This is a genomic window from Curtobacterium sp. APC 4022 (assembly GCF_030407555.1).
Classification (GTDB): Bacteria; Actinomycetota; Actinomycetes; order Actinomycetales; family Microbacteriaceae; genus Curtobacterium.
Map to the genome: position 1 here is coordinate 1 of NZ_JASDDD010000020.1, position 21,274 is coordinate 21,274.

A 21,274-nucleotide genomic window follows, 5' to 3' on the forward strand; every position below is an offset into this window, starting at 1 on the left:
CGCCCCCGCCACCGACGCGGCGCCCGCCTCGATCCGCATCGGCACCGCCCCGGACTCCTGGGGCGTGTGGTTCCCCGACGACCCGAACCAGGTCCCGTGGCAGCGCTTCCTCGACGAAGCCGCCGCTGCCGGGTACCAGTGGATCGAGCTCGGACCGTACGGGTACCTGCCGACCGACCCGTCGCAGCTGTCCGACGAGCTCGAGTCGCGCGGGCTCAAGCTCTCGGCGGGCACCGTGTTCACCGGGTTCCACAAGGGCGAGGACCAGTTCCAGCGTGCCTGGGACCAGGCGGTCGCCGTCGCGGGCCTGGCGGCGAAGCTGGGCGCCCAGCACCTCGTGACGATCCCGGACCTCTGGCGCTCCGACGCCACCGAAGAGGTGCTCGAGGCCCGAACGCTCACCGACGAGCAGTGGGAGCGACTCGGCCGCGGCCACGACCAGCTGGGCAAGGCGCTGCTCGAGGAGTACGGCGTGCACCAGCAGTTCCACACCCATGCCGACAGCCACGTCGGGACCTACAAGGAGACCGTGCGGTTCCTCGAGGTCACGAACCCCGCGTACACGAACCTCTGCCTCGACACCGGGCACTTCGCCTACTACGGCGGCGACAACCTCAAGCTCATCGCCGCCCACCCGGAACGAATCGGCTACCTGCACCTCAAGCAGGTCGACACCGACCTGCTGTTCGACGTGCTGAAGAACGACGTGCCGTTCGCGACCGCCGTGTCGCAGGGCATCATGACCGAGCCGCCGCACGGCACCCCGGAACTCGCCCCGATCATCGAGGCCGTGGCCGCGATCAACCCCGAGGTCTTCGGGATCGTCGAGCAGGACATGTACGGCTGCTCGGTCGATGCTCCGGGGCCGATCGCCGAGCGCACCTTCCAGCACATCTTCGGCGCGACCTCCGCCGCGCGCGCCTCCTGACGCGCCGTCCACGCAGCGTCAGCAACCCCAGGAGAAGAACACCATGACCACCACGCAGAACCTCCGCGTCGCCGTCGTCGGCGCAGGCATGATGGGCGCCGACCACGTCCGCCGCATCACCGCCAAGATCTCGAACGCCGACGTCGTCGCGGTCGTCGAACCGGATGCCAGCCGGGCTGCTGCCGCTGCGGCCCTGGCACCGGGGGCGATCACCGCGGCCTCCTTCGAAGAGGCGCTCGACGCCACCGAGATCGACGGCGTCATCATCGCGACCCCCGGCTTCCTGCACGAGCCGATCCTGGTGACCGCGCTCGAGCGGGGCCTCGCCGTCCTCTGCGAGAAGCCGCTCACGACCAGCGCCGAGGACAGCCTGCGCATCGTGGAGCTCGAGCAGGAGCACGCCAGGCGGCCGATCATCCAGGTCGGGTTCATGCGCCGCTTCGACAGCGGGTACCAGGAGCTCAAGGCCCTGCGTGAGTCGGGCGCGAACGGCGCGCTGCTCGCCCTGCACCACGCCCACCGGAACCCGACGACCCCGCCGAACTTCAGCGAGTCGATGCTCATCCACGACTCGGTGATCCACGAGATCGACATCATCCCGTTCCTGACGGGTGAGGCGATCACGAGTGTCGAGGTCAAGAAGCCGCGGAAGAACTCGCTGGCCCCGGCCGACCTGCCCGAGCCGCAGTTCGTGCTGTTCACCACCGAGTCCGGGACGATGGCGATCGTCGAGATCAACGTGAACGCCCAGTTCGGCTACCAGGTCACGACCGACGCCGTGTTCGAGTCCGGCGTCGCCTACATCGGCCGCGACACCTCGCAGACGATCGTGTCCGCCGGGGTCTCCGGGCAGGGCGTCACGCCGTCGTTCAAAGAGCGGTTCGCCGCGGCCTACGACGAAGAGGTGCAGCGCTGGGTGGACGCGGCCCGCGATGGCGGCATCGACGGCCCGAGCGCCTGGGACGGCTACACCGCGTCCGTCGTCGCCGAGGTCGCGGTCCGCGCGCAGCAGTCCGGCGCGACCGAGCACGTCGAGTACGCGGTGACGAAGCCGGCGTTCTACGACCTGACGGCAGCGGCCGACGCGACGGCCGACGCGACGGCCGGGGTGTAGTCCGTGCCGAAGATCGCGCTCGACCCGACCCCGTTCCACCACGACCTGGGTCTGCTGGAGTTCCCGCGGAAGGTCGCCGACCTCGGCTACGAGTACCTGCAGCTGACGCCGCACCGGGACTTCATCCCGTTCCACCGGCACCCGAAGGCGGACGACGACCTGGTCGACGCGTTCGCGGCCGCCTGTGCCGACGCCGGAGTCCAGGTGGCCTCCGTCCTGCCGGTGCTCCGCTGGTCCGGGCCCGACCGCGAGACGCGTGAGACCGCCGTCAAGCAGTGGAAGCGCGTCATCGAGATCACCAAGCGACTCGGCGTGGACACCATCAACACCGAGTTCTCCGGTCGTCCGGAGCGGGCCGAGGACTCCGAGGCGCAGTTCTACTGGGCGATGGAGGAACTGCTGCCGATCATCGAGGACGCGGACCTCCGGGTGCTCATCGACCCGCACCCCGACGACTTCGTCGAGGACGGGCTCGAGGCGCTCCGGGTGATCCGCGGGCTCAACTCGAAGAACATCGGGTTCGTCTACGTCGCCTGCCACACCTTCCACTACGGCGGCGACATGGAGGCGATCATCGACGCCGCCGGTGACTCGCTGCAGCTGATCCACGTCGCCGATGCGTACGACCACCGTCGTTCGCACGGCCTGCGCTACATCACGAACCCGCCCGGCAACCCGGTCCGGGTCCACCAGCACCTGCCGGTCGGGCAGGGCGACGTCGACTTCGACGCGTTCTGGCGTGCGCTCGACCGCGTCGGTTTCTCGGACCGCGACGACACCGTCGCCGTGTCCAGCGTCTTCGCCGAGGACGAGAACGCCGATGCGGTGTCGCGGTTCCAGCTCGACCAGATCACGAAGGGACTCCACCGATGACGAGCACACTCGAGACCCGAGGGGCGGCCGTGGTCGACACTCGTCCGGTCACCCTGCAGGCCACGGAACAGACCCCGACGGCACTGTGGAACGACTCCGCCGACCCGCACGAGCTGGCGACGGCGATCTCGGAGTACGGAGCGGTCGGGGCGACGTGCAACCCGGTCATCGCCTACACCTGCATCCAGCAGGACCCCGAGGTGTGGGTACCGCGCATCCGACAGCTCGCCGAGGAGCACCCGACCGCGGGGGAGTCCGCGCTCGGTTGGATGGCCGTCGAGGAGCTCTCGGTCAACGCCGCCGCGCAGCTGCTGCCGGCGTTCGAGGCCTCGGGTGGCCGCAACGGTCGGCTCTCGATGCAGACCGATCCGCGTCTGCATCGCGACCGTGACGCCCTCGTGGAGCAGGCGGTGCGCTTCTCGGGCCTCGCGCCGAACATCATCGTGAAGATCCCCGCGACGAAGGTCGGCATCGCGGCCATCGAGGAAGCCGCGTACCGCGGCGTCTCGATCAACGCGACCGTCTCGTTCACGGTGGCCCAGGTCGTCGCCGTCGGTGAGGCCATCGAGCGCGCCCTCGACCGCCGCGCCGCCGATGGTCTGCCCGAGCAGGAGTTCGGACACGTCGTCACGCTGATGGCCGGTCGGCTCGACGACTGGCTGAAGACCGTCGTCGCGCGTGACCACGTCATGATCGACCCCGGGTACCTGGAGTGGGCCGGCGTCGCCGCGGTGAAGAACGCGTACCGAGTGTTCCAGGAGCGCGGGTTCCGCTCGCGGGTCCTCGTCGCGGCCTTCCGCAACGCGCTGCAGTGGTCCGAGTTCCAGGGCGGTGACCTCGTCGTGTCGCCGCCGTTCCAGTGGACGAAGGACATCAACGACAACGCGTTCCCGTTCCGCCCCGACGCCATCGACGACGAGGTCCCGGCACACGTCGTCGACGCCCTCCGCCGGGCGACGCCGGAGTTCGCCCGCGGCCACGACGTCGACGGCATGACCATCGACGAGTTCGACCGGTTCGGCGCCACGGTCAAGACGCTGCGGCAGTTCCTGGACGCCGACGCGAAGCTCGACGCCCTCGTCCGCGACATCATCGTCCCGGCCGAGTAGGGCGGCGCCGATGGTCATGGACACGGTCGGGGTCGGCCTCATCTCGGTCGGGTGGATGGGACGTCTGCACTCCCGCGCGTACCGGGCGCTGCCGGACCACTTCCCGGAACTCGGGCTCCGCCCACGCCTGGTGGTCGCGGCGGATCCGGTTCCGGAAGCCCGTGAGCAGGCCACGGAACGGCTCGGGTACGAACGTGCCGTGGCCGACTGGCACGAGGTCCTCGCCGACCCGGACGTCGACGTCGTCTCGATCTGCTCGCCGAACTTCCTGCACCGCGAGATGGCGGTCGCCGCGGCGCAGGCCGGCAAACCGTTCTGGATCGAGAAGCCGATGGGCCGGTCCGCCAGCGACTCCCGCGACATCCACGAGGCCGTCCAACGGGCCGGGGTCATCACGAGCGTCGGGTTCAACTACCGACACGCTCCCGCGGTCGAACGTGCCCGCGAACTCGTCCGCAGCGGGCGACTCGGACGGATCACGAACGTCCGTGGCTCCCTGCTCGCCGACTACTCGTCCGACCCAGCTGCCCCGCTGACCTGGCGGTTCGAACGGGAACGCGCCGGTTCGGGGGTCCTCGGCGACCTGCTCTCGCACGGCCTCGACCTGGCGCAGTACCTGGTCGGCCGGATCGCGAGCGTCACCGCCCTCGCCGAGACGTTCATCACCGAGCGACCGCTCCCCGGCGCGGGGATCGTCGACCGCAGTGCTGCCGCGACCGGCGACCGCAAGCCCGTCGAGAACGAGGACTACGCCGCCCTGCTCTTCCGGTTCGACGACGGCGCGGTCGGCACGATGGACTCCAGCCGCGTCATGCACGGCCCGCACGCCGAGTACACGATCGAGGTCTACGGCACCGCCGGGTCGATCCGCTGGGACTTCCAACGGATGAACGAACTACAGGTCTGCCTCGACGGGCAGGAGGCCGCCGGCTACACGACCGTCTACGTCGCGCCCGGGGACGGCGAGTTCGCCCGCTTCCAACCGGGAGCCGGCACCGCGATGGGCTACGACGACCTCAAGACGATCGAGGCGGCGCAGTTCCTGGCGAGCGTCCGGAGCGGCCGGCAGCTCGCGCCGTCGGTGGCGGACGGGCTCGCCGCAGCGTCGATCGTGGAAGCGGCCGAAGCGTCGCTCGCCGACGGGGCGTGGCATGAGGTGGCGCGCGTCGACGGACCGCTCACATTCGACGCCCCGACTCCGGTGATCTGACCAGAGCCGCGGGCCGCTGCCAGACGACCACACGACGGACGGGAGGCGCGTCACTGTCCGGATCGCGAGCGCCACGACCGACGCGGTAGTATGTCCTGACAAAGTCACCACAAGCAGGAGGCACCATGCCGCTCGTCCGATTCGACCTCGCCACCGGCCGCACCCCCGAGGCGGTCCGCGCGATCGCCGACGCCACGCACCAGGCGATCGTCGACGTCTACGGGATCCCGGAGCGCGACCGCTTCCAGGTCATCACCGAACACCCGGCGACGCAGATCATCGCGCAGGACGCCGGCCTCGGCTTCGAGCGCACCGAGGGCGTCGTCATGATCCAGGTCTTCACCCAGCGCGGCCGGTCCGATGAGGCGAAGCAGGCGCTCTACGCCGCGATCCACGACGCGCTCGCCGGGGTCGGCGTCGCGTCCGAGGACGTCTTCATCGGGTACGTCGAGAACGGCCCCCAGGACTGGTCGTTCGGTTTCGGTCGCGCCCAGTACCTGACCGGCGAACTCGGCGTTCCCGACGCCAGCTGAACTCGGCGTTCTCGACTCCAGCTGACCGGCGCGCCGGACGCCAGTTGGCCGGGCCCTACTTGTCGACGAGCGTGACCTCGAACGAGTACCGGTCCGGCCGGTAGCAGTGCAGGCCGTACTCGACCGCGCGACCCGAGGCGTCGTACGCCGTGCGGCTCATCGTCAGCACCGGGTCGCCGTCCTCGATCTCGAGCAGGCCGGCCTCGTCGTCCGTCGCAGCACGAGCACCGATCCGCTGCTTCGCGACCCGCATCGTCACCCCGCGTGACCGGAGCAGCTGGTACAGCCCGTGGGCGCGGAGGTCCTCGTCGGTGATGTCGGCGAACTCCGGCGGCAGGTAGTTCTCGAGTACCGCCATCGGGACGTCCTCGGCGAACCGGACGCGGAGGACGTGCACGACGGTGGCCCCGACCTCGACGCCCAGGGCCTCGGCGACCGCCTGGGTGGCCGGCACGTCGGAGCGGTCGAGGAGCTTCGTCGTCGGCTGCTGCGACCCCTGCGTCAGGTCGTCGTACAGGCTGGTCAGCTCGACCTTGCGGGTGACCGGTCCGTGCACGACCTGGGTGCCGATGCCACGACGGCGGACGAGCAGCCCCTTGTCGACGAGGTCCTGGATGGCGCGGCGGATCGTCGGGCGAGACAGGCCGAGGCGCTCCCCGAGGGCGATCTCGTTCTCCAGGCGGGCACCGGGTGGCATCGCGCCGTTGCGGATCGACTCCTCGATGCGCGAGGCGACCTGGTGGTAGAGCGGCATCGGCCCCGACCGGTCCAGGTCCATGAACAGGTCGGACGGCAGCTGGCCATCGTTGGTCATCGCGGTCCTTCGCAGGGGAGAACGAGCCCGAACACCTGTGCCGGGCGGATTGTCGTGACAATACCACCGGGCGTGGCGGCGGCCCGGACCACCAGGCGTGGACAGGACCGCGTCAGTCGGAGAAGACCATCGGACGACGCGAGAGCCGGGGCTGCGCGGCCGACTTCGGCTTTTCGACACGGGCGCGCACGGGGTTGATCGTCACCCGGGTCACCGCACCGAGGGCCTCGACCGTCGGCACCCCGTGGAACCCGGCAGCGTGCACGACGATCGCGGCGCAGGCCTCTGCGTCTGCGGCGGCGTCGTGGTGCTGGAAGCCCGAGAACCCGGCGGCCATCGCGGCCATCGGCAGGCGGTACGAGTCGAGGGTGTAGGTCTTGCGGGCGACCTGCAGCGAACACATCGAGTGGTGCTCAGCGATCTCGATGCCGGTCGCCGCGCACCCGCCGGCGATCACGCCCATGTCGAACCGGGCGTTGTGCGCGACCAGGACGTCACCCTCCGCGAACGCCACCAGGTCCGGGTACTGCTGCTCCCACGACTTCGCGTGCGCGACGTCCGTTTCGACGATCCCGTGGATGCGGGTGTTCCACTCCAGGAAGTCGTCGTGCCCGGCCGGCGGGCGGATGAACCACGAGGCCCGGTCGACGACGCGACCGCCGCGCACCTTGACGAGTCCGACCGAACACGCGCTGGCGGGCGAGTTGTTCGCGGTCTCGAAGTCGATGGCGGTGAAGTTCAGCACGCCATCGATCGTTGCACGGAGAACCGACATCACCGGAACCGGCCCCGGCGTGGTGCCCCCGCTCCTACCCTGAAGAGATGGAGAAGAACCCACCGCCGAGCAGTCCACTCGTCCTGGTCCTCGCAGGTACGGGCTACGGCCAGCAGGCGCCCCTCCTCTGGTGGACGGACGCCATCGCCCGGCAGGCCGACTGCGCCGTCGTCGCACCCCGGTGGACGGTCGACGAGAGCGCCGCAGCCGACCCGGTCCGCTTCGTCGAGCACGAACTGACGAGCGCGCTCGCGGGGCGCCGACCGGACCTCGTCGTCGCCAAGTCGTTCGGGTGCGCCGCCCTGCCGTGGGCGCTCGCCGAGGGTCTGCCCGGCGTCTGGCTCACGCCGGTCCTCACCGACGACGCCGTCCGCCAGGCGCTCGCCGCAGCCGACGACACCCACGTCGCGCTCGGCGGATCAGCCGATCCCGTCTGGCGGCCGGAACTGGTGCGTGGGACGCGGGCGCGCCTCCAGACCGTCGACCAGGCCGACCACCGGCTCGAGGTGCCGGGCGACTGGCGGGCGTCCCAGCGCCTCCAGGCCGACGTCCTGGCCGTCGTAGAGGAGCGCGTCGCGGCCACGTGACGGTGCCGGACTGGAGGCTCGGGTCGGCCCCGGCGGGCTGCCGCCGGTAGGCTGTCCTCCCGTGGCTCTCACCATCGGAATCGTCGGTCTCCCGAACGTCGGCAAGTCGACCCTGTTCAACGCCTTGACCAAGAACCAGGTGCTCGCGGCCAACTACCCGTTCGCCACCATCGAGCCCAACGTCGGCGTGGTGAACCTGCCCGACCCGCGTCTCGACCAGCTCGCCGAGCTGTTCCACTCCGAGAAGACCGTGCCGGCGCCGGTGTCGTTCGTCGACATCGCCGGCATCGTCAAGGGTGCGAGCGAGGGCGAGGGACTCGGCAACAAGTTCCTCGCGAACATCCGCGAAGCCGACGCCATCGCGCAGGTCGTCCGCGGTTTCACCGACGACGACGTCGTGCACGTGGCGAACAAGGTGTCCCCGAAGGACGACCTCGAGGTCATCAACACCGAGCTGATCCTCGCCGACCTCGAGACCATCGAGAAGGCGCTGCCCCGCTACGAGAAGATGCTCAAGCTGAAGCAGGCGGAGCCCGCCGTGCTCGAGGCGGCGAACGCCGCGAAGGCAGAGCTCGAGAAGGGCGTCCTGCTCTCGGCGAGCAAGGTCGACCTCGAGCCGATCAAGGAGCTCGGGCTGCTCAGCGCCAAGCCCTTCATCTTCGTGTTCAACGTGGACGAGGCGATCCTCACCGACGACGCCCGCAAGGCTGAACTCGCCGCCCTCGTCGCACCGGCGCAGGCCGTGTTCCTCGACGCCCAGGTCGAGTCCGAGCTGATCGACCTCGACCCGGAGGACGCCAAGGAGCTCCTCGAGTCGACCGGTCAGACCGAGTCCGGCCTCGACCAGCTCGCGCGCATCGGGTTCGAGACCCTCGGGCTGCAGACCTACCTGACGGCAGGCCCGAAGGAGTCCCGTGCGTGGACGATCGGCAAGGGGTGGAAGGCTCCCCAGGCTGCCGGCGTCATCCACACCGACTTCGAGAAGGGCTTCATCAAGGCCGAGGTCATCTCGTTCGACGACCTCGTCGCCACCGGCTCGATCGCTGAGGCTCGGTCGCAGGGCAAGGCCCGCATCGAGGGCAAGGAGTACGTCATGCAGGACGGCGACGTGGTGGAGTTCCGCTTCAACAACTGACGCTCGGGCACGCGTCGCGCTCCTAGGATCACAGGCGTGGGGGAACGCAGAGCTGCAACCGGGCGCTCAGACCAGTCGGACGAGTTGCCGACGGTCTTCCGTGCCGTCGCGGAGATCCGTCCCTCGCGATGGCTGCGGCGGCCGAAGCGTGTCATCCGCTACGACGCCCGCTGGCACGACGGTCGCGTCGAGACGGACGTCCACCTCGTCGCGCTGATGTACCGCCGCGCTCCCGCGGACTACTCGGTGGTCAAGCGGGTGATGGACGAGCAGTGCCCGGAGACCGGTGCCGGCCCGTGGGTGCTGTACCCGACGGGTGACGGGCTCTGACGTCAGCCTGACCTGACAACTGAGCACTCCTGCCACCCGCGCAGGGCGGCGGTTCGGCTAGAGTGGAAGCAATCGACCCCCTCCCAAGCCTCTCCACGATGCTCAAATGGGAGGGGCCTTTTCGTTCCCGGGGGGATGCGCGTGAAGCCGAGTCTGTCTTGGACTGAGCAGGTTGCCCTTCTGCTCCGACGGGGGCTCGCGATCGGCGACGAGCCAGCTTGTCGCCGGTTCCTGGCGGCATCGAACTACTACCGTTTCTCCGGCTACGCGCGGTACTTCCAGGTGGCCCCGCACCTCGGGAACAACGACTTCCACCCCGGCACGACGTTCGAGCAGGTCCGCGCTGTCTACGACGCCGACCAAGCTGTCCGGATCGCTCTCGTCCGACCGCTTGCGGAGGTCGAGCTGCTCCTCCGATCGCACACGGCTCGAGTCATCGCTGACCAGCATGGGCCCTACGTCCGCTACCTCGAGCGGGACTTCTACACAGACGTCCCCGGCCGCGAGGCGACCGTTGCATCCTGTAGTCGGGACATCGCTCGGAGCAGAGACCGACACATCCTGCGCTATCGCCTCGAGACGGGCGAGCACTCGGACTTCAGCGAGCTCCCTGTCTGGTCGGCAGTCGAGGCCCTGTCCTTCGGGACGCTGTCCAAGACCATCGAACGAGGTGGTCGAGGATCACTAGCCGGCGCGGTCGCCTCGAGTATCGGGATCGCGAAGTCGGGATTCGCTGCGCGCGTGAAGGCGCTCGTCTACCTCCGCAACCGTTGCGCCCACCAGAGTCGGCTGTGGCATCACTCGGTGGTCGATGCAGGGCCCACCCCGAACAACGTCCGAAGCCGCGCCAAGAAGCTTGCCGGGCAGTTCGGCCCGAGATCTGTCTTGGACGTCGTCGTGTCGCTCGACGACATGACCAGCCGGAGCGGCACTTCGGCGCCGATGTTGCCGCTACTCGTCGAGCAGAACGCGCGGGAGTCCGATTTCTGGCGAGGTCTCACCGCTCCGGAGGGATCGCGCGACCATCGGAGTTGAGCGGCCGAACGGTGTGGCCGCGGTCACAACGGAACGGCGTCGTCCCGCACGTGCGCGAAGTACTCGTCGTCGAGCTGCTCCTGAGTCATCACATCGACGGGGAACCCGGTGAGCCCTTCGACGGCGACGACGAAGCCGCCGAGGTCGAACAGGTCCGCGCCCGGCTCGGTCCCGACGACCAGGTCGATGTCGCTCCGAGCTGTGTCGGTCCCGCGGACGACCGATCCGAACACCCGCACGTCGCGAAGACGATGGCGCGTGGCCTCGGCTCGGATACGGTCGGCGTGGACGGCGAGCGGGATGCTCGGCCGCATCTCGGTCGCCGCGGTGATCAGGTGCAGTGTCTCGGGGTCTGGTGTCTCGGAACCGGCCTCGTAGGCCGCGATCGACGACGCCGCCTCGCCGACGCTGGCAGCCAGCGCCTCTTGACTCATCCCGATGTCCTCACGCGCAAGCCGGATCATCCGCGCGATGTGCTCGTGCTGCATGGCAACTCCTCACCGCTCGACGATTGACGCTACCGGGCTGTGGGTGAAGCGAGCGCACACCGCCAGTTGTCCACCGCCCGCGCCTCCCGCCGGATCCTGTACTGCGTGCTCCACCCCGGTGCCTACCGTCGGCACGAGGGAGGTCGACACGTGAAGTACATCCACTACGACGGCACGGACATCCTGACGGGGGACCGCATCGCCGACGCGGTCGCGGACTACGCGGCGGTGCTCGGGGCGAACACCCGGACGGACACGATCGCGGTGCCGACGGTCGGGGAGGACGGCTCGCTCGAGCGGACGACGATGCTCGTCGGACCGTCGAGCGAGATCGTGGTGCGGCAGGCGCCGGACGACGAACTCGAGCCGGAGGACCCCGCCTTCATCCGCCGACTCCGGGACGCAGCAGCGCTGTGCGGCGGGCGGCAGCCGGTGAACGCCGACGGCGGGCGACGGTTCGTCGGCGCGGCCGAGGGCGACCGGGAGCACTAGGCCCGCCCAGGACGACGGAACGCCGCCCCCGAAGGGACGGCGTTCCGTTGTGCTGCAGAGGTCAGGCGGCCAGGGCCAACTCCGGAGCCTGCACGGCGCGAGCCTGCAGGATGGTGCGGCTGGCCTCGCCCCGCCAGGAGCGGCCGGGCACGACCCAGCCCGCTTCGCCGTCGACGGCGACGCGGACGCCGGGCGTCAGGAACAGCCCGAGGTCGTCGGCCGGCATGCGCACGAGGTACTCGCGCTGCGAGCGGTCCTCGCGGACGGGGAACTCGGCGATGCGGTCGGGGGAGACGGTGGGAGCCGCGATGGCGGTCCCGGTGATGATGGTGCGTTCGTTCGTGGTCATGGTGCTGTCTTTCTTCAGTCGTTCGGCGTCGCGCTGGGCCGGACGGACTCCGTGGTCTCGTCGGCCGCAGGAGCGCGGACGCGCACGTCGGCATTCGACGTGCATGCTCGCCAGTCGGGGAGCGGTGGTCTCGCTGGAATGCGACCCAGGGGGATCGGTTCGAGACGGTCGGTGTGCGCGAGTCAGATGGGTTCGCTGCAATGCACCAACAATCAACAGTACGCCATGATCTCGGTTCTGTCTACCTGGCGTCGCCGTGGCCGGCACGACGACGGACGGGAGGCCCGGTACCAGCTGGTACCGGGCCTCCCGCCCGTCAGGTGGCGGGTTCGCCACCGCTGCCGTTCAGTTCAGCGTCGGGGTGTCCTCCGGCACGACGCCCCCGAGGTAGAGGTCCGCGGCGAGGTCACGGAGCGCGCGCAGGGCGACGCGCTGCGTGAGCGGGCCGTACGAGATGCGGGCGACACCGAGCGCCTGGTACTCGGACGCAGGCAGGGCACCAGGCAGGCCGATGACGCTGAGCTTGCCGCGGCCGAGGCCCTCGACCAGCTGCTCGACGACGTCGCGCTGGTGGCCGCCCGGGACGAACACGAGCGGTGCGCCGGCGTCGAGGAACGCCTTGCCGCGGGCGATGGCGTCCGCGATGCTCTCCTGGATCGGTCGGTCACCGCCACGGGCGATGGCGTCGGTGCGGGCGTTCAGCTGGAAGGGGACGCCCTCCTGCTCGGCGGCGCGCATGATCGCGGCCACGCGGGCGACGGACTCGTCGAACGGACGCAGGCGGTCCTCGACGTTCGCACCGACGACGCCGATGCCGATCGCGCGGCGGATGGTCTCGGCCGGGTCCTCGTAGCCGTCGTCCAGGTCGGCGGTCACCGGCAGGTCCACGGCGTCGACGACGGTCTTCGCGCCGGCGAGGGCGAGGTCGAGCGACATGCCGCCGTCCTCGTAGCCGTACATCGCGGCGATCGAGTGCCCGGCGGTGGCGATCGCGCGGGTCTCGGGCAGCGCGGCGACGGTCTTGGCGCTGATGGCGTCCCAGACGTTCACGACGCGCAGGATCTCGGGGGCGGAGTGCAGGGACTGGAGGGTGGTCGCCTTCTCGGCGGTGCTCGTGGTCATGCCGCCGACAGTAGGCGGGTGCTGCCGTCAGGGTTCGCGCTGAGCGACAGCCCTCGCGCACCACCGGCCGAGGACTGTCGCTCAGCGCGAATCCGGGCGCAGACGACGCAGGATGACGCGCCGACTCGCTCCGAGCCTCCCGGCCGAGGCATGCTGGGACGCATGGCGAGCGACGAACAGGACCCGGTCGGCACGCTCCGCGGGGTCCGCACGAGCATCAAGTGGACGCGGTACGCACCCGACGTGCTGCCCCTGTTCGTCGCCGAGATGGACCACGAGGTCGCGCCGGAGATCCGACAGGCCCTGGTCGAGCGGGTGCAGCAGTCGGACCTCGGGTACCTGGACGGGCCCGGGCCGCTCGCTCCTGCGTTCGCCGGGTTCGCCCGCGACCGCTGGGGCTGGGACGTCGACCCGGCGCGCGTGTACCTGGCGACGGACGTCAGCGTGGGGATCGTAGAGACGCTGCGGCTCGCGCTGCCCGACGGCGGCCGGGTCGCGATCACGCCGCCGGTGTACCCGCCGTTCTTCGAGCTCGTGGACGAGGCCCGATGTCAGATCGAAGAGGTCCCGCTCCGTGAGCAGTGGGGTGTCTACCGGCTGGACCTGGACGGCCTGGAGCGGGCGTTCGCCGACGGGGTCCGGGTCTTCCTGCTCTGCAACCCGCACAACCCGATCGGTCTGGTGCACGACCGTGCCGACCTCGTCGCGCTGGCGGAACTCGCGGCGCAGTACGACGTCCTGGTCATCAGCGACGAGATCCACGCTCCGCTGACCCATCCGGGCGTGCAGTTCACCCCGTTCGCGATGATCGCCGAGCCGCTCGGGGCGCGGAGCGTCTGCGTGACCTCGGCGAGCAAGGGCTGGAACCTGGCCGGCGTGAAGTGCTCCGTCATCGTCGCCGGGGATGCCCGCACCGCCGCGCTCCTCGACACGCTGTGGGAGGAGGTCGCGTGCCGGACGAGCATCCTCGGGCTGCACGCGAACCTGGCGGCGTTCACCCTGGCCGTCGGCTGGCTCGACGACGTCATCGACCGGATCGTCGCCAACGACCGGCTGCTCGCGAAGCTCCTGGCCGAGCACCTGCCCGGCGTGGTCTACGCCCGGCCGCGTGCGGGCTACCTGGCGTGGCTCGACTTCCGGGGGCTCGGGCTCGGCGAGGACCCGGCGGTGCCGCTCCGGGAGCACGCGTTCGTCGCGCTGAACTCGGGGCTGCCGTTCGGGGCCGAGGGCAAGGGGTTCGCCCGGATCAACCTGGCGTGCTCGCCGGAGACCCTGCGCGAGGCGGTGTTCCGCATCGCGGCGGCCTACCCGTCGAGTGCGCAGGAGGGGGTTGTCTGGCACGTGGCCTGACGGTTGCGCCGTCGGGTGCACCGAGCGACGGGACGCCGTCCTCCACGATGACGGCCGGGTGCCCGCTCATCCACAGGCATCGGTGCCGGCGACGACAGTGCCACGGCGAACAGCGATCGTGCTCGTGTGAGCCGCACCGATCAAGATCCCACTGGATCGTCCATCACCCCTAGACAAACTTGTCCAGCCGGCGTTGGACTCCTATCGTGAAGCGTGCGGACCTCATCCGCGACCTCCGTCAACGGGCAGATCGACTCGGCGTCCCCTTCGTGCTCCTGCGGCACGGCGGACGACATGACGTCTTCCTCTTCGGCGGTGAACGCATCGAGATCCCACGGCACCGGGAGGTCCGGGAGATGCTCGCTCGCGCGATCATCCGCGCGTGTGACGACGGGAAGGACTGACTATGATGACGACACACACCGTGCGCGCACAGCGGGACGGGCGCTACTGGCTCGTCTGGATCGACGGTGCACTGCGGACCCAGGCGCGGCGGCAGAGCGAGATCGAGCCGATGGCGCGCGACTGGCTGGCGAACATGCACGACCGGCCAGCCGTCGACTTCACGGTGCGGATCGAGATCGTGCTGCCCGACTCCGTGCGGGCGCACCTGGACCGCGCGGGCGAACTCCGTGCCGACGCGGACCGCGCTCGGCGGGCAGCCGGACGCGAGACCGCGGCCGCTGCGAAGGAGCTCCACGACGCCGGTCTGACGCTCCGCGAGATCGGCCCGCTGTTGGACGTGTCGTACCAGCGGGCGCAGCAGCTGGTGGCAGCCGCCGACTGACCGCTCCGATCAGAGCTGTGAGCCCGAGATCGCTGTGCTCAGGCGACCGGGGCGAAGTGGTTGCGACCGATGACCGTCACGTGCAGGTCGACCTCGCGCGAGGGCACCTGGTCGGTCAACGAGATCCACTCCCGCGCCACGAAGGCGACCGACGGCCACCGTCGGACCTCGGTCACGGGGAACCCGTCGATGAACACCTGCCACATGCCCTGTTCGCGGACGGCCTGGACCTCGTGCGTCGCCATGCCGTGAGCGTAGCAACGCGACGCACGAGGAACACCCGGGCGGGTCAGGGTGTGACCATGCCGCCGTTCACGTTGAGGGTCTCGCCAGCGACGAAGCTGGACTCGTGCGACGCCAGGAACACGTACGCGGGCGCCAGTTCGGCGGGCTGTCCGGGGCGCCCCATCGGCGACTCGCTGGACCCGAAGTCGGGCAGGGTCTCCGGGTCGACCCCGGCGGACACCTGCAGCACGGACCAGGTCGGCCCGGGAGCGACGACGTTCACCCGGATGCCACGGCCGATGAGCTGCTGCGCGAGACCCTTCGAGAAGTTGTTGATCGCGGCCTTGGACGCGGCGTAGTCCAGACGGTCGGGGGCGGGCTGGTACGCCTCCATCGACGCGGTGGTGATGATCGTCGACCCGGGCTCCAGGTGGGGGAGTGCGGCCTGGACGAGGCGGAAGAGCGAGAGGACGTTGACCGTGAAGGTGTCGACGAGCTGGTCGTCACTGATGTCGGTGATCTCGGCCTGCCAGTGCTGCTTGCCGGCGCAGGCGACGATGGCGTCGAGCCCGCCGAGTTCGGCGACGGCGCGTTCGACGAGCACGGCGGGGTAGTTCCGGGCAGTCAGGTCGCCGGGGATGGTGACGGCCTTCCGGCCCTCGGCCTCGATGAGGGCGACGATCCGCTGGGCGTCCTCTTCCTCGTCGGGCAGGTAGGCGAGGGCGATGTCCGCACCTTCCCGCGCGTACGCGATGGCGACGGCTGCGCCGATGCCGGAGTCCGCGCCGGTGATCAGTGCGCGGCGTCCGGTGAGCCGTCCGGTGCCGCGGTACGAGTCCTCGCCGTGGTCCGGCTTCGGGTCCATCCGCGACTCCAGGCCCGGTTCCGGCTGCTGCTGCGGCTCGGGGCTGGTGTTGGGGTACCGGGTGGTCGGGTCGCTGAACTCGTACTGGTCGCGGGGCATGCGACGGACGGTACGCGGACCGGCCGGGAGGCCCGTCAAGCGGTGCGCGCTCCGGCCTGGCCCGACAGGTGGCCGGGGTCGTCAGAGGTCGAGTGCCATCGCCACGTCCGCCCGGACGTAGGGGCTCGGCGGGTGCTCGTCGGCGCCCAGGTGCCGGAACCCGGTCGTCTCGTACAGGTGGATCGCGCTGACGAGGGAGCTGTTCGTCTCGAGCAGCACCCGGCGGGCGCCGAGTGTGCGAGCCCGGTCGATCGCGGCGCGGATGAGTCGACGGCCGGTGCCGTGTCCCTGGTGGTCGGGGTCGACGGCCATCTTGACGAGTTCGAACTCGTCGACCCCGTGTGGGGCGAGTCCGACGCAGCCGACGACCACGTCGCCGAGGCGGGCCACGAGGACGACGCCGCCGGGGGCGACGATGTGCTGCACCGGGTCGCCGAGCAGCCGGCGGTCCTCGTCCTCGAGCGTGAAGAACGTCGTGATCCACCGCTCGTTGAGGGACTGGAAGGCTGCGGCGTCGGCGGCGGTGGACAGGTCCTCGACGACGACCTGGTCGCCGGTGATGCGGGTGGTGGTGGGCATGGGTCCATCCTCGGGACACGGATGCAGTGCTGTCCAATACTCGTTCGGACGGATCGATACGATCACTGCATGGATCGTGCACCCGAGGTCGACCTCCGGCAGCTCCGGGCGTTCCTGGCGCTCGCCGACGAGCTGCACTTCGGCCGGGCGGCGGCGGACCTCGGCATCGCGCAGCCGGCCCTGTCGCAGCTCATCCGCCGGGTCGAGGTCGCCCTCGGCGTCGACCTGTTCGCCCGGACCTCCCGGAGCGTCGCCCTCACGCCGGCCGGTCGGGTGCTGCAGGGGCGGGCCCGGTCGCTGCTCGCCCAGGCACGACGGGACCTCGACGAGACCGTCCGTGTCGGCCGGGGCGAGGCCGGGCGGCTCGACGTCGGGTTCGTCGTGTCGGCCCTGCCGCTCGGCCCGATCGAGCGGGTGCAGCGGTTCCGGCAGCGCTACCCGCTTGTCCGGGTGGAGCTGACGGAGGGCTTCTCCTCCCGACTCGTCGCCGCCGTGCAGCGCGGCGAGCTCGACCTGGCGGTGGTGCGCGACCCGGACCCGGTCGACGGGGTGCGCTTCGCTCAGTTCCGCAGCGAACCGTTCGTCGCCGCCGTGCCGCGGGGCCACCGGTTCGCCGGCCGTTCGTCCGTGCGCGGGCCGGAGCTGCTCGACGACCCGTTCGTGTTCTTCCCCGCCGAGGCCGGCACGCTCGCTACCGAACGGAACACCGCACCCGTGGCCGACGGCGGTCGACGGCCGCGCATCGTGCAGGAGGCGACGACCTGGGCGACCGTGCTGCACCTGGTCGGTGTCGGCCTCGGCGTCACGGTCCTGCCGGAGAGTGCGGCGCTCGCCGCCCCGGACACCGTGGTGCTCCTGCCGCTCGAGGGCAGCACGCACCGCAGCGAGCTGGTGTGGGCGTCACGGGCGGACGACGACCGGGAGGTCCTCCGCAACTTCGCGGCCGCCGACTGAACGGCGGGCCGGTCCGGTCCGGGCGTCAGCGCATCAGCGCATCAGCGCATCAGGTTGTCAGGGCCAGCGGCAGCACCGGCGCCCGCTGGTCACCGAGCTCGTCCGGACGCCACGGCCGCGCGCCGGTCAGCGCGAGTCCGATCTGCGTGAGCACGAACCCCACGTGCGGTTCGACGTCCGGGTCCCACGGCCCCTCGACACCCAGGCCGAAGGAGCCGAGTTCGTCGTCCGCCTCGTCGCGGATCGTCAGACGCCAGCGGCCGTCCCCGAGTTCCTCGACGACGGCCCAGCGTGCCGAGCGGAACCGGTCCGAGCTCACGCCGTCTTCATGATGTCGGCCGTGAAGTTGTGCAGCCGTGCCAGCAGCGACTCCGAGCGCATCGCGATCGTCGCCGGCGGGTTGAGGTGCGGCGGCGCGGTGCGGATGAGCATCGGGCACCCGAGGTCCTCGCAGATGTACGAGCCGATCGTGTTGCCGTTCCGTCCGGCCTCCCCGGCGCGGGCGGCCGAGAACAGCCGAACCTGCGTGGCCGGCTGCGGGGAGTGGCAGAACGAGCACATCGCGGCGATGCCCGGGCGGAGGGACCCTCCGGCCGCGCGGACGACGATGCCGACCGGCTTGTCATCCATCCACGACACCATGTAGCCGCGGCGGGCGGCCTGCGGGTCGCGCCAGCCCAGGAACTCGCGTTCGTTCCACAGGGTCTCGTGCAGCCCCGGGATCGGGAGCTGGGCGAGTTCGTCGGGCATCGCGTTGACGAAGGACGATCGGATGTCGGATTCAGTGAGCGGCTGCACGGTTCCCCTCGCGGTGGCGGACCGGACCAGGCTAGCCCCGCGCGCCGACAGGCGGGCGCAGGGCGGGCCTCCCGTCCGCTTCAGGACAGCCTGGAGGCCCGGACCGCGCCGAGTGCACCCGTCCCGTCCGCCACCAGGACCGCCCGGCGCAACGCGTCGCGGCCGACCCGACGAGCGGCGGCGTCGTCCGCGGCGAACTCGACGAGGACGCGGGTCGACCGGGCCATCGCCCGCGCTCCCGGCACCCACGGGACGGCACGTTCGACGGACTCGGCGAAGCCGACCACGGCCGTGTGGTGCTGGCGCAGGTGGGCGCGTTCGTGGGCGACCACGGCCTCCAGTTCGTCGGTGCGCAGCTGTTCCGCGAGCCCGGTGCTGACGAGGACCCCGCCGGAGCGGCCGGGGACCGCGCAGGCCAGGGCGGTGTCGGCCTGCAGGACGGCGACCAGGGTGCCGTCGACCTCGCGGTGCGGGGCGGCACCGGTGCGGATCGCCTCGCGGACGGCCTCGTGCTCGGGGCCCGGGCGGACGCGGACGGCGACGGCGAACGCGATGACGGCGAGGACGGCGACCCCGACGTTCAGGCCGTGGCTGGGGGAGTCGTCGATGCCGAACGGGTCGGTCAGCGGCCGGCCGGCGAGGACCACCAGGGCGATCCCGACGACGAAGCCGGCGACCCCGACGACGACGGCTGCCTGCCAGGCGGCGATGGCGGTCAGCGGGCGGTCGATCGTCCAGGCGGCCCGGGTGAGCACCCGTGGGGCGAACGCGACGACGGCGAGGGCGAGGACGACGAGGCAGACGCCGGTGACGACCACGGGGCCGGTCCGGTCAGGGACGGGTTCGGGAGTCGATCGCGCGGCGGAGGACCTCGAGGTCCCCGGAGGCGAGCGAGCCGGTGAACTGCAGGAGCGCTGCCTCGCGGTCGGAGGACGCCGCCAGTGCGTTCGCCATGAGGGAGGCCGTGTGGTCCTCCCGCGAGTGCGCGGCGTGGAAGGTGAGCGGGGCGTCGTCGTGCTGCTCACGGACCACGGTGCCCTTGCGGCCGAGCCGGTCGAGCACGGTGAGGACGGTCGTCAGGGCCGGGCGCGGTTCGTCGAAGGCCTCGAGGACCTGGCGGGCGGTGAGGCCGGCATCCGCGGTCCAGAGCGCCTCGAGCACCGCCTGCTCGAGCTGCCCACGGGGGCGCGATCGCTGTCCTGCCACGGCGCCACTCTACGTGATGTCGAACGCCGGCCTGGTCGCTGCCCGCAACCGTGACACATGCCCGTAACGCAGGCTCGGTATGCTCGCCGGACAACAGAACACGACGGCCGACCACCCGCCGCGGGAGAGCCCTGTGACCCGGACGCAGTCCATCCGGGTCCGGGCACCGAAGGAGCAAGCTCCCCGCCAATCTCTCAGGTCCAACACCGCAGCGGGCAGGCCACTCTGAAAAGCAGACACGAGCCGTGGGCGCATCCCACGGAACCGTCGTCTCGCCCACGGTGAAAGCCGCCGGACCTCACGGGCCGCGGTGAAACTCTCAGGCCCATGACAGAGGGGGAGTTCCGCACCCGACGATCGTCGTCGGGCCCTGCCGATGCCAGGAGAACTCCGTCCATGTCTGAACCGCTGCGTTCGTCGCCGCTCGAAGCCGCGCACGAAGCCGCCGGTGCCACGTTCACCGACTTCGCCGGCCACCGCATGCCGGTCCGCTACTCGTCCGACCTCGCCGAACACCACGCGGTGCGCGATGCGGCGGGGGTGTTCGACCTGTCGCACATGGCCGAGATCGGTGTGCAGGGGCCGGACGCCGTCCCGTACCTCGACGCGGCGCTCGCCGGGTCCTTCGGCGCGATGCCGGTCGGCCGGGCCAAGTACTCACTGCTCCTGACCCCGGACGGCGGGATCCTCGACGACCTCGTCGTGTACCGCACCGGTGACGACGTGTTCCTCGTCGTGGCGAACGCCGGCAACCGGGACGTCGCCGTCCAGGCCCTGCAGGAGCGGGCCGCCGGACACGACGTCACCGTCACCGACGACTCCGACCGGACCGCCCTCGTCGCGATCCAGGGGCCGGCGGCCGCGGGCACGCTCGACGACCTGGTCGTCACGGACCGCCTGCAGCCGGAGACCCCGCTCGACGAACTCCGCTACTACCGGGTCCTGCACGCGCTCTTCGACGGCAGCGAGGTCCTCATCGCCCGCACCGGCTACACGGGCGAGGACGGCTTCGAGCTGTACTGCGACACCGACGCCGCGCCGGCGATCTGGGACGCCCTGCTCGCCGCCGGAGCCGAGCGCGGGGTCGTGCCCGCCGGACTCGCCGCGCGTGACACCCTCCGGCTCGAAGCGGGCATGCCGCTGTACGGGCACGAGCTCGACACCTCGGTCCGCCCGGCACAGGCCGGACTCGGTCGGGTCGTCGCGACCTCGGGCTCCTTCGTCGGGGACGCCGGTGTAGTGCCCGCCGCCGACGCCCGCGTGCTCGTCGGCATCACGATGGACGGCCGCCGAGCCGCACGCGCCGGGTACGCCGTGCTCCGTGACGGTGTCGTCGTCGGCAGCGTCACGTCCGGCGCCCTGTCACCCACGCTCGGCCACCCCGTCGCGATGGCCTTCGTCGACCCGGACTGCGCCGACGGGGGACAGGTCCTCCACATCGACGTCCGCGGTACCGCCATCCCCGGAACCGTCACCGCTCTCCCCTTCTACCGTCGCGCTTCGAGAGGCTGATCCCC

Annotated in this window: 28 protein-coding genes and 1 riboswitch; of the genes, 16 read left to right on the top strand and 12 right to left on the bottom strand. The window is 70.9% G+C overall.

What is annotated here, in order from left to right; all coding sequences use genetic code 11:
• Window positions 1-31: 31 nt before the first annotated feature.
• From QL987_RS08415 to QL987_RS08440, 6 genes are all read left to right on the top strand, one after another.
• Window positions 32-928, top strand: a complete 897-nt coding sequence (locus tag QL987_RS08415) for a sugar phosphate isomerase/epimerase (protein WP_290157244.1) — start codon at window positions 32-34, stop codon at window positions 926-928.
• 43 nt (window positions 929-971) lie between these two features.
• On the top strand, window positions 972-2,042 hold the full coding sequence (locus QL987_RS08420) for a Gfo/Idh/MocA family oxidoreductase (protein ID WP_290157198.1): 1,071 nt from the start codon (window positions 972-974) through the stop codon (window positions 2,040-2,042).
• 3 nt (window positions 2,043-2,045) lie between these two features.
• Window positions 2,046-2,915: a sugar phosphate isomerase/epimerase family protein gene (locus tag QL987_RS08425; protein WP_290157200.1), complete on the top strand. Its 870-nt coding sequence runs from the start codon at window positions 2,046-2,048 to the stop codon at window positions 2,913-2,915.
• Window positions 2,912-4,024 (top strand): transaldolase family protein, encoded by a 1,113-nt coding sequence (locus QL987_RS08430; protein WP_290157202.1) that lies wholly within the window; start codon window positions 2,912-2,914, stop codon window positions 4,022-4,024. The genes QL987_RS08425 and QL987_RS08430 overlap by 4 nt, the downstream gene beginning before the upstream one ends.
• 16 nt (window positions 4,025-4,040) lie before the next feature.
• Window positions 4,041-5,234, top strand: a complete 1,194-nt coding sequence (locus QL987_RS08435) for a Gfo/Idh/MocA family oxidoreductase (protein WP_290157245.1) — start codon at window positions 4,041-4,043, stop codon at window positions 5,232-5,234.
• A gap of 125 nt (window positions 5,235-5,359) precedes the next feature.
• Window positions 5,360-5,767, top strand: a complete 408-nt coding sequence (locus QL987_RS08440; protein WP_253467653.1) for a tautomerase family protein — start codon at window positions 5,360-5,362, stop codon at window positions 5,765-5,767.
• 55 nt (window positions 5,768-5,822) lie between these two features.
• On the opposite strand, the gene QL987_RS08445 is transcribed toward QL987_RS08440, so the two are convergent.
• A complete protein-coding gene (locus QL987_RS08445) occupies window positions 5,823-6,581 on the bottom strand; it encodes a GntR family transcriptional regulator (protein WP_290157204.1) in 759 nt (252 codons plus the stop codon).
• A 112-nt stretch (window positions 6,582-6,693) separates the two neighbouring features.
• Window positions 6,694-7,356 (bottom strand): exonuclease domain-containing protein, encoded by a 663-nt coding sequence (locus QL987_RS08450; protein ID WP_290157205.1) that lies wholly within the window; start codon window positions 7,354-7,356, stop codon window positions 6,694-6,696.
• Window positions 7,357-7,403: 47 nt separating this feature from the next.
• On the opposite strand from QL987_RS08450, the gene QL987_RS08455 reads away from it, so the two are divergent.
• The 4 genes from QL987_RS08455 to QL987_RS08470 all read left to right on the top strand — a co-directional run bounded on the left by QL987_RS08455 (window position 7,404) and on the right by QL987_RS08470 (window position 10,443).
• Window positions 7,404-7,943: a hypothetical protein gene (locus QL987_RS08455; protein ID WP_290157206.1), complete on the top strand. Its 540-nt coding sequence runs from the start codon at window positions 7,404-7,406 to the stop codon at window positions 7,941-7,943.
• Window positions 7,944-8,004: 61 nt separating this feature from the next.
• Window positions 8,005-9,078 (top strand): redox-regulated ATPase YchF, encoded by a 1,074-nt coding sequence (gene ychF / locus QL987_RS08460; RefSeq protein WP_111075696.1) that lies wholly within the window; start codon window positions 8,005-8,007, stop codon window positions 9,076-9,078.
• A gap of 36 nt (window positions 9,079-9,114) precedes the next feature.
• Entirely contained in the window at window positions 9,115-9,408 is a 294-nt protein-coding gene (locus tag QL987_RS08465; protein WP_290157207.1) for a hypothetical protein, read from the top strand.
• 135 nt (window positions 9,409-9,543) lie between these two features.
• On the top strand, window positions 9,544-10,443 hold the full coding sequence (locus tag QL987_RS08470) for an Abi family protein (protein ID WP_290157208.1): 900 nt from the start codon (window positions 9,544-9,546) through the stop codon (window positions 10,441-10,443).
• A gap of 23 nt (window positions 10,444-10,466) precedes the next feature.
• Here the strand turns inward: QL987_RS08470 and QL987_RS08475 are convergent, their stop codons facing one another.
• Complete coding sequence (locus QL987_RS08475; RefSeq protein WP_290157209.1) at window positions 10,467-10,931, bottom strand: XRE family transcriptional regulator; 465 nt, start codon at window positions 10,929-10,931, stop codon at window positions 10,467-10,469.
• 150 nt (window positions 10,932-11,081) lie between these two features.
• Here QL987_RS08475 and QL987_RS08480 point away from each other — a divergent pair, with 150 nt between their 5' ends.
• A complete protein-coding gene (locus QL987_RS08480; protein ID WP_290157210.1) occupies window positions 11,082-11,423 on the top strand; it encodes a hypothetical protein in 342 nt (113 codons plus the stop codon).
• A 61-nt stretch (window positions 11,424-11,484) separates the two neighbouring features.
• Here QL987_RS08480 and QL987_RS08485 read toward each other — a convergent pair whose 3' ends face one another.
• Window positions 11,485-11,772 (bottom strand): hypothetical protein, encoded by a 288-nt coding sequence (locus QL987_RS08485; protein WP_111075694.1) that lies wholly within the window; start codon window positions 11,770-11,772, stop codon window positions 11,485-11,487.
• Window positions 11,773-12,117: 345 nt separating this feature from the next.
• Complete coding sequence (locus tag QL987_RS08490; RefSeq protein WP_290157211.1) at window positions 12,118-12,894, bottom strand: isocitrate lyase/phosphoenolpyruvate mutase family protein; 777 nt, start codon at window positions 12,892-12,894, stop codon at window positions 12,118-12,120.
• A gap of 162 nt (window positions 12,895-13,056) precedes the next feature.
• Between QL987_RS08490 and QL987_RS08495 the strand changes: the two genes are divergently transcribed.
• The 3 genes from QL987_RS08495 (at window position 13,057) to QL987_RS08505 (ending at window position 15,031) form a co-directional block, all read left to right on the top strand.
• Entirely contained in the window at window positions 13,057-14,244 is a 1,188-nt protein-coding gene (locus tag QL987_RS08495) for an aminotransferase class I/II-fold pyridoxal phosphate-dependent enzyme (RefSeq protein ID WP_290157212.1), read from the top strand.
• Window positions 14,245-14,450: 206 nt separating this feature from the next.
• Window positions 14,451-14,648: a hypothetical protein gene (locus tag QL987_RS08500; RefSeq protein WP_290157213.1), complete on the top strand. Its 198-nt coding sequence runs from the start codon at window positions 14,451-14,453 to the stop codon at window positions 14,646-14,648.
• A gap of 2 nt (window positions 14,649-14,650) precedes the next feature.
• On the top strand, window positions 14,651-15,031 hold the full coding sequence (locus QL987_RS08505) for a hypothetical protein (protein WP_111075691.1): 381 nt from the start codon (window positions 14,651-14,653) through the stop codon (window positions 15,029-15,031).
• Window positions 15,032-15,069: 38 nt separating this feature from the next.
• Here the strand turns inward: QL987_RS08505 and QL987_RS08510 are convergent, their stop codons facing one another.
• The 3 genes from QL987_RS08510 to QL987_RS08520 form a co-directional block, all read right to left on the bottom strand.
• A complete protein-coding gene (locus QL987_RS08510; RefSeq protein WP_110823655.1) occupies window positions 15,070-15,276 on the bottom strand; it encodes a hypothetical protein in 207 nt (68 codons plus the stop codon).
• A gap of 44 nt (window positions 15,277-15,320) precedes the next feature.
• Window positions 15,321-16,220, bottom strand: a complete 900-nt coding sequence (locus QL987_RS08515) for an SDR family oxidoreductase (protein WP_221851164.1) — start codon at window positions 16,218-16,220, stop codon at window positions 15,321-15,323.
• 81 nt (window positions 16,221-16,301) lie between these two features.
• Complete coding sequence (locus QL987_RS08520; RefSeq protein ID WP_290157215.1) at window positions 16,302-16,799, bottom strand: GNAT family N-acetyltransferase; 498 nt, start codon at window positions 16,797-16,799, stop codon at window positions 16,302-16,304.
• Window positions 16,800-16,868: 69 nt separating this feature from the next.
• Between QL987_RS08520 and QL987_RS08525 the strand changes: the two genes are divergently transcribed.
• Window positions 16,869-17,753, top strand: coding sequence for a LysR substrate-binding domain-containing protein (locus QL987_RS08525; protein WP_290157216.1), 885 nt, complete (start codon window positions 16,869-16,871; stop codon window positions 17,751-17,753).
• Between the two features lie 49 nt (window positions 17,754-17,802).
• Here QL987_RS08525 and QL987_RS08530 read toward each other — a convergent pair whose 3' ends face one another.
• The 4 genes from QL987_RS08530 to QL987_RS08545 all read right to left on the bottom strand — a co-directional run bounded on the left by QL987_RS08530 (window position 17,803) and on the right by QL987_RS08545 (window position 19,757).
• Window positions 17,803-18,072, bottom strand: coding sequence for a hypothetical protein (locus QL987_RS08530; RefSeq protein WP_290157218.1), 270 nt, complete (start codon window positions 18,070-18,072; stop codon window positions 17,803-17,805).
• Complete coding sequence (locus QL987_RS08535; protein ID WP_111075686.1) at window positions 18,069-18,551, bottom strand: FBP domain-containing protein; 483 nt, start codon at window positions 18,549-18,551, stop codon at window positions 18,069-18,071. Before QL987_RS08535 ends, QL987_RS08530 begins: the two co-directional genes overlap by 4 nt.
• A gap of 80 nt (window positions 18,552-18,631) precedes the next feature.
• Entirely contained in the window at window positions 18,632-19,369 is a 738-nt protein-coding gene (locus tag QL987_RS08540) for a M56 family metallopeptidase (RefSeq protein ID WP_181439315.1), read from the bottom strand.
• Window positions 19,370-19,382: 13 nt separating this feature from the next.
• Window positions 19,383-19,757 (bottom strand): BlaI/MecI/CopY family transcriptional regulator, encoded by a 375-nt coding sequence (locus QL987_RS08545; protein WP_290157219.1) that lies wholly within the window; start codon window positions 19,755-19,757, stop codon window positions 19,383-19,385.
• A 111-nt stretch (window positions 19,758-19,868) separates the two neighbouring features.
• Window positions 19,869-19,976: riboswitch (glycine riboswitch) on the top strand.
• A gap of 177 nt (window positions 19,977-20,153) precedes the next feature.
• Here QL987_RS08545 and gcvT point away from each other — a divergent pair.
• On the top strand, window positions 20,154-21,269 hold the full coding sequence (gene gcvT / locus QL987_RS08550) for a glycine cleavage system aminomethyltransferase GcvT (RefSeq protein WP_290157220.1): 1,116 nt from the start codon (window positions 20,154-20,156) through the stop codon (window positions 21,267-21,269).
• Window positions 21,270-21,274: the final 5 nt, after the last annotated feature.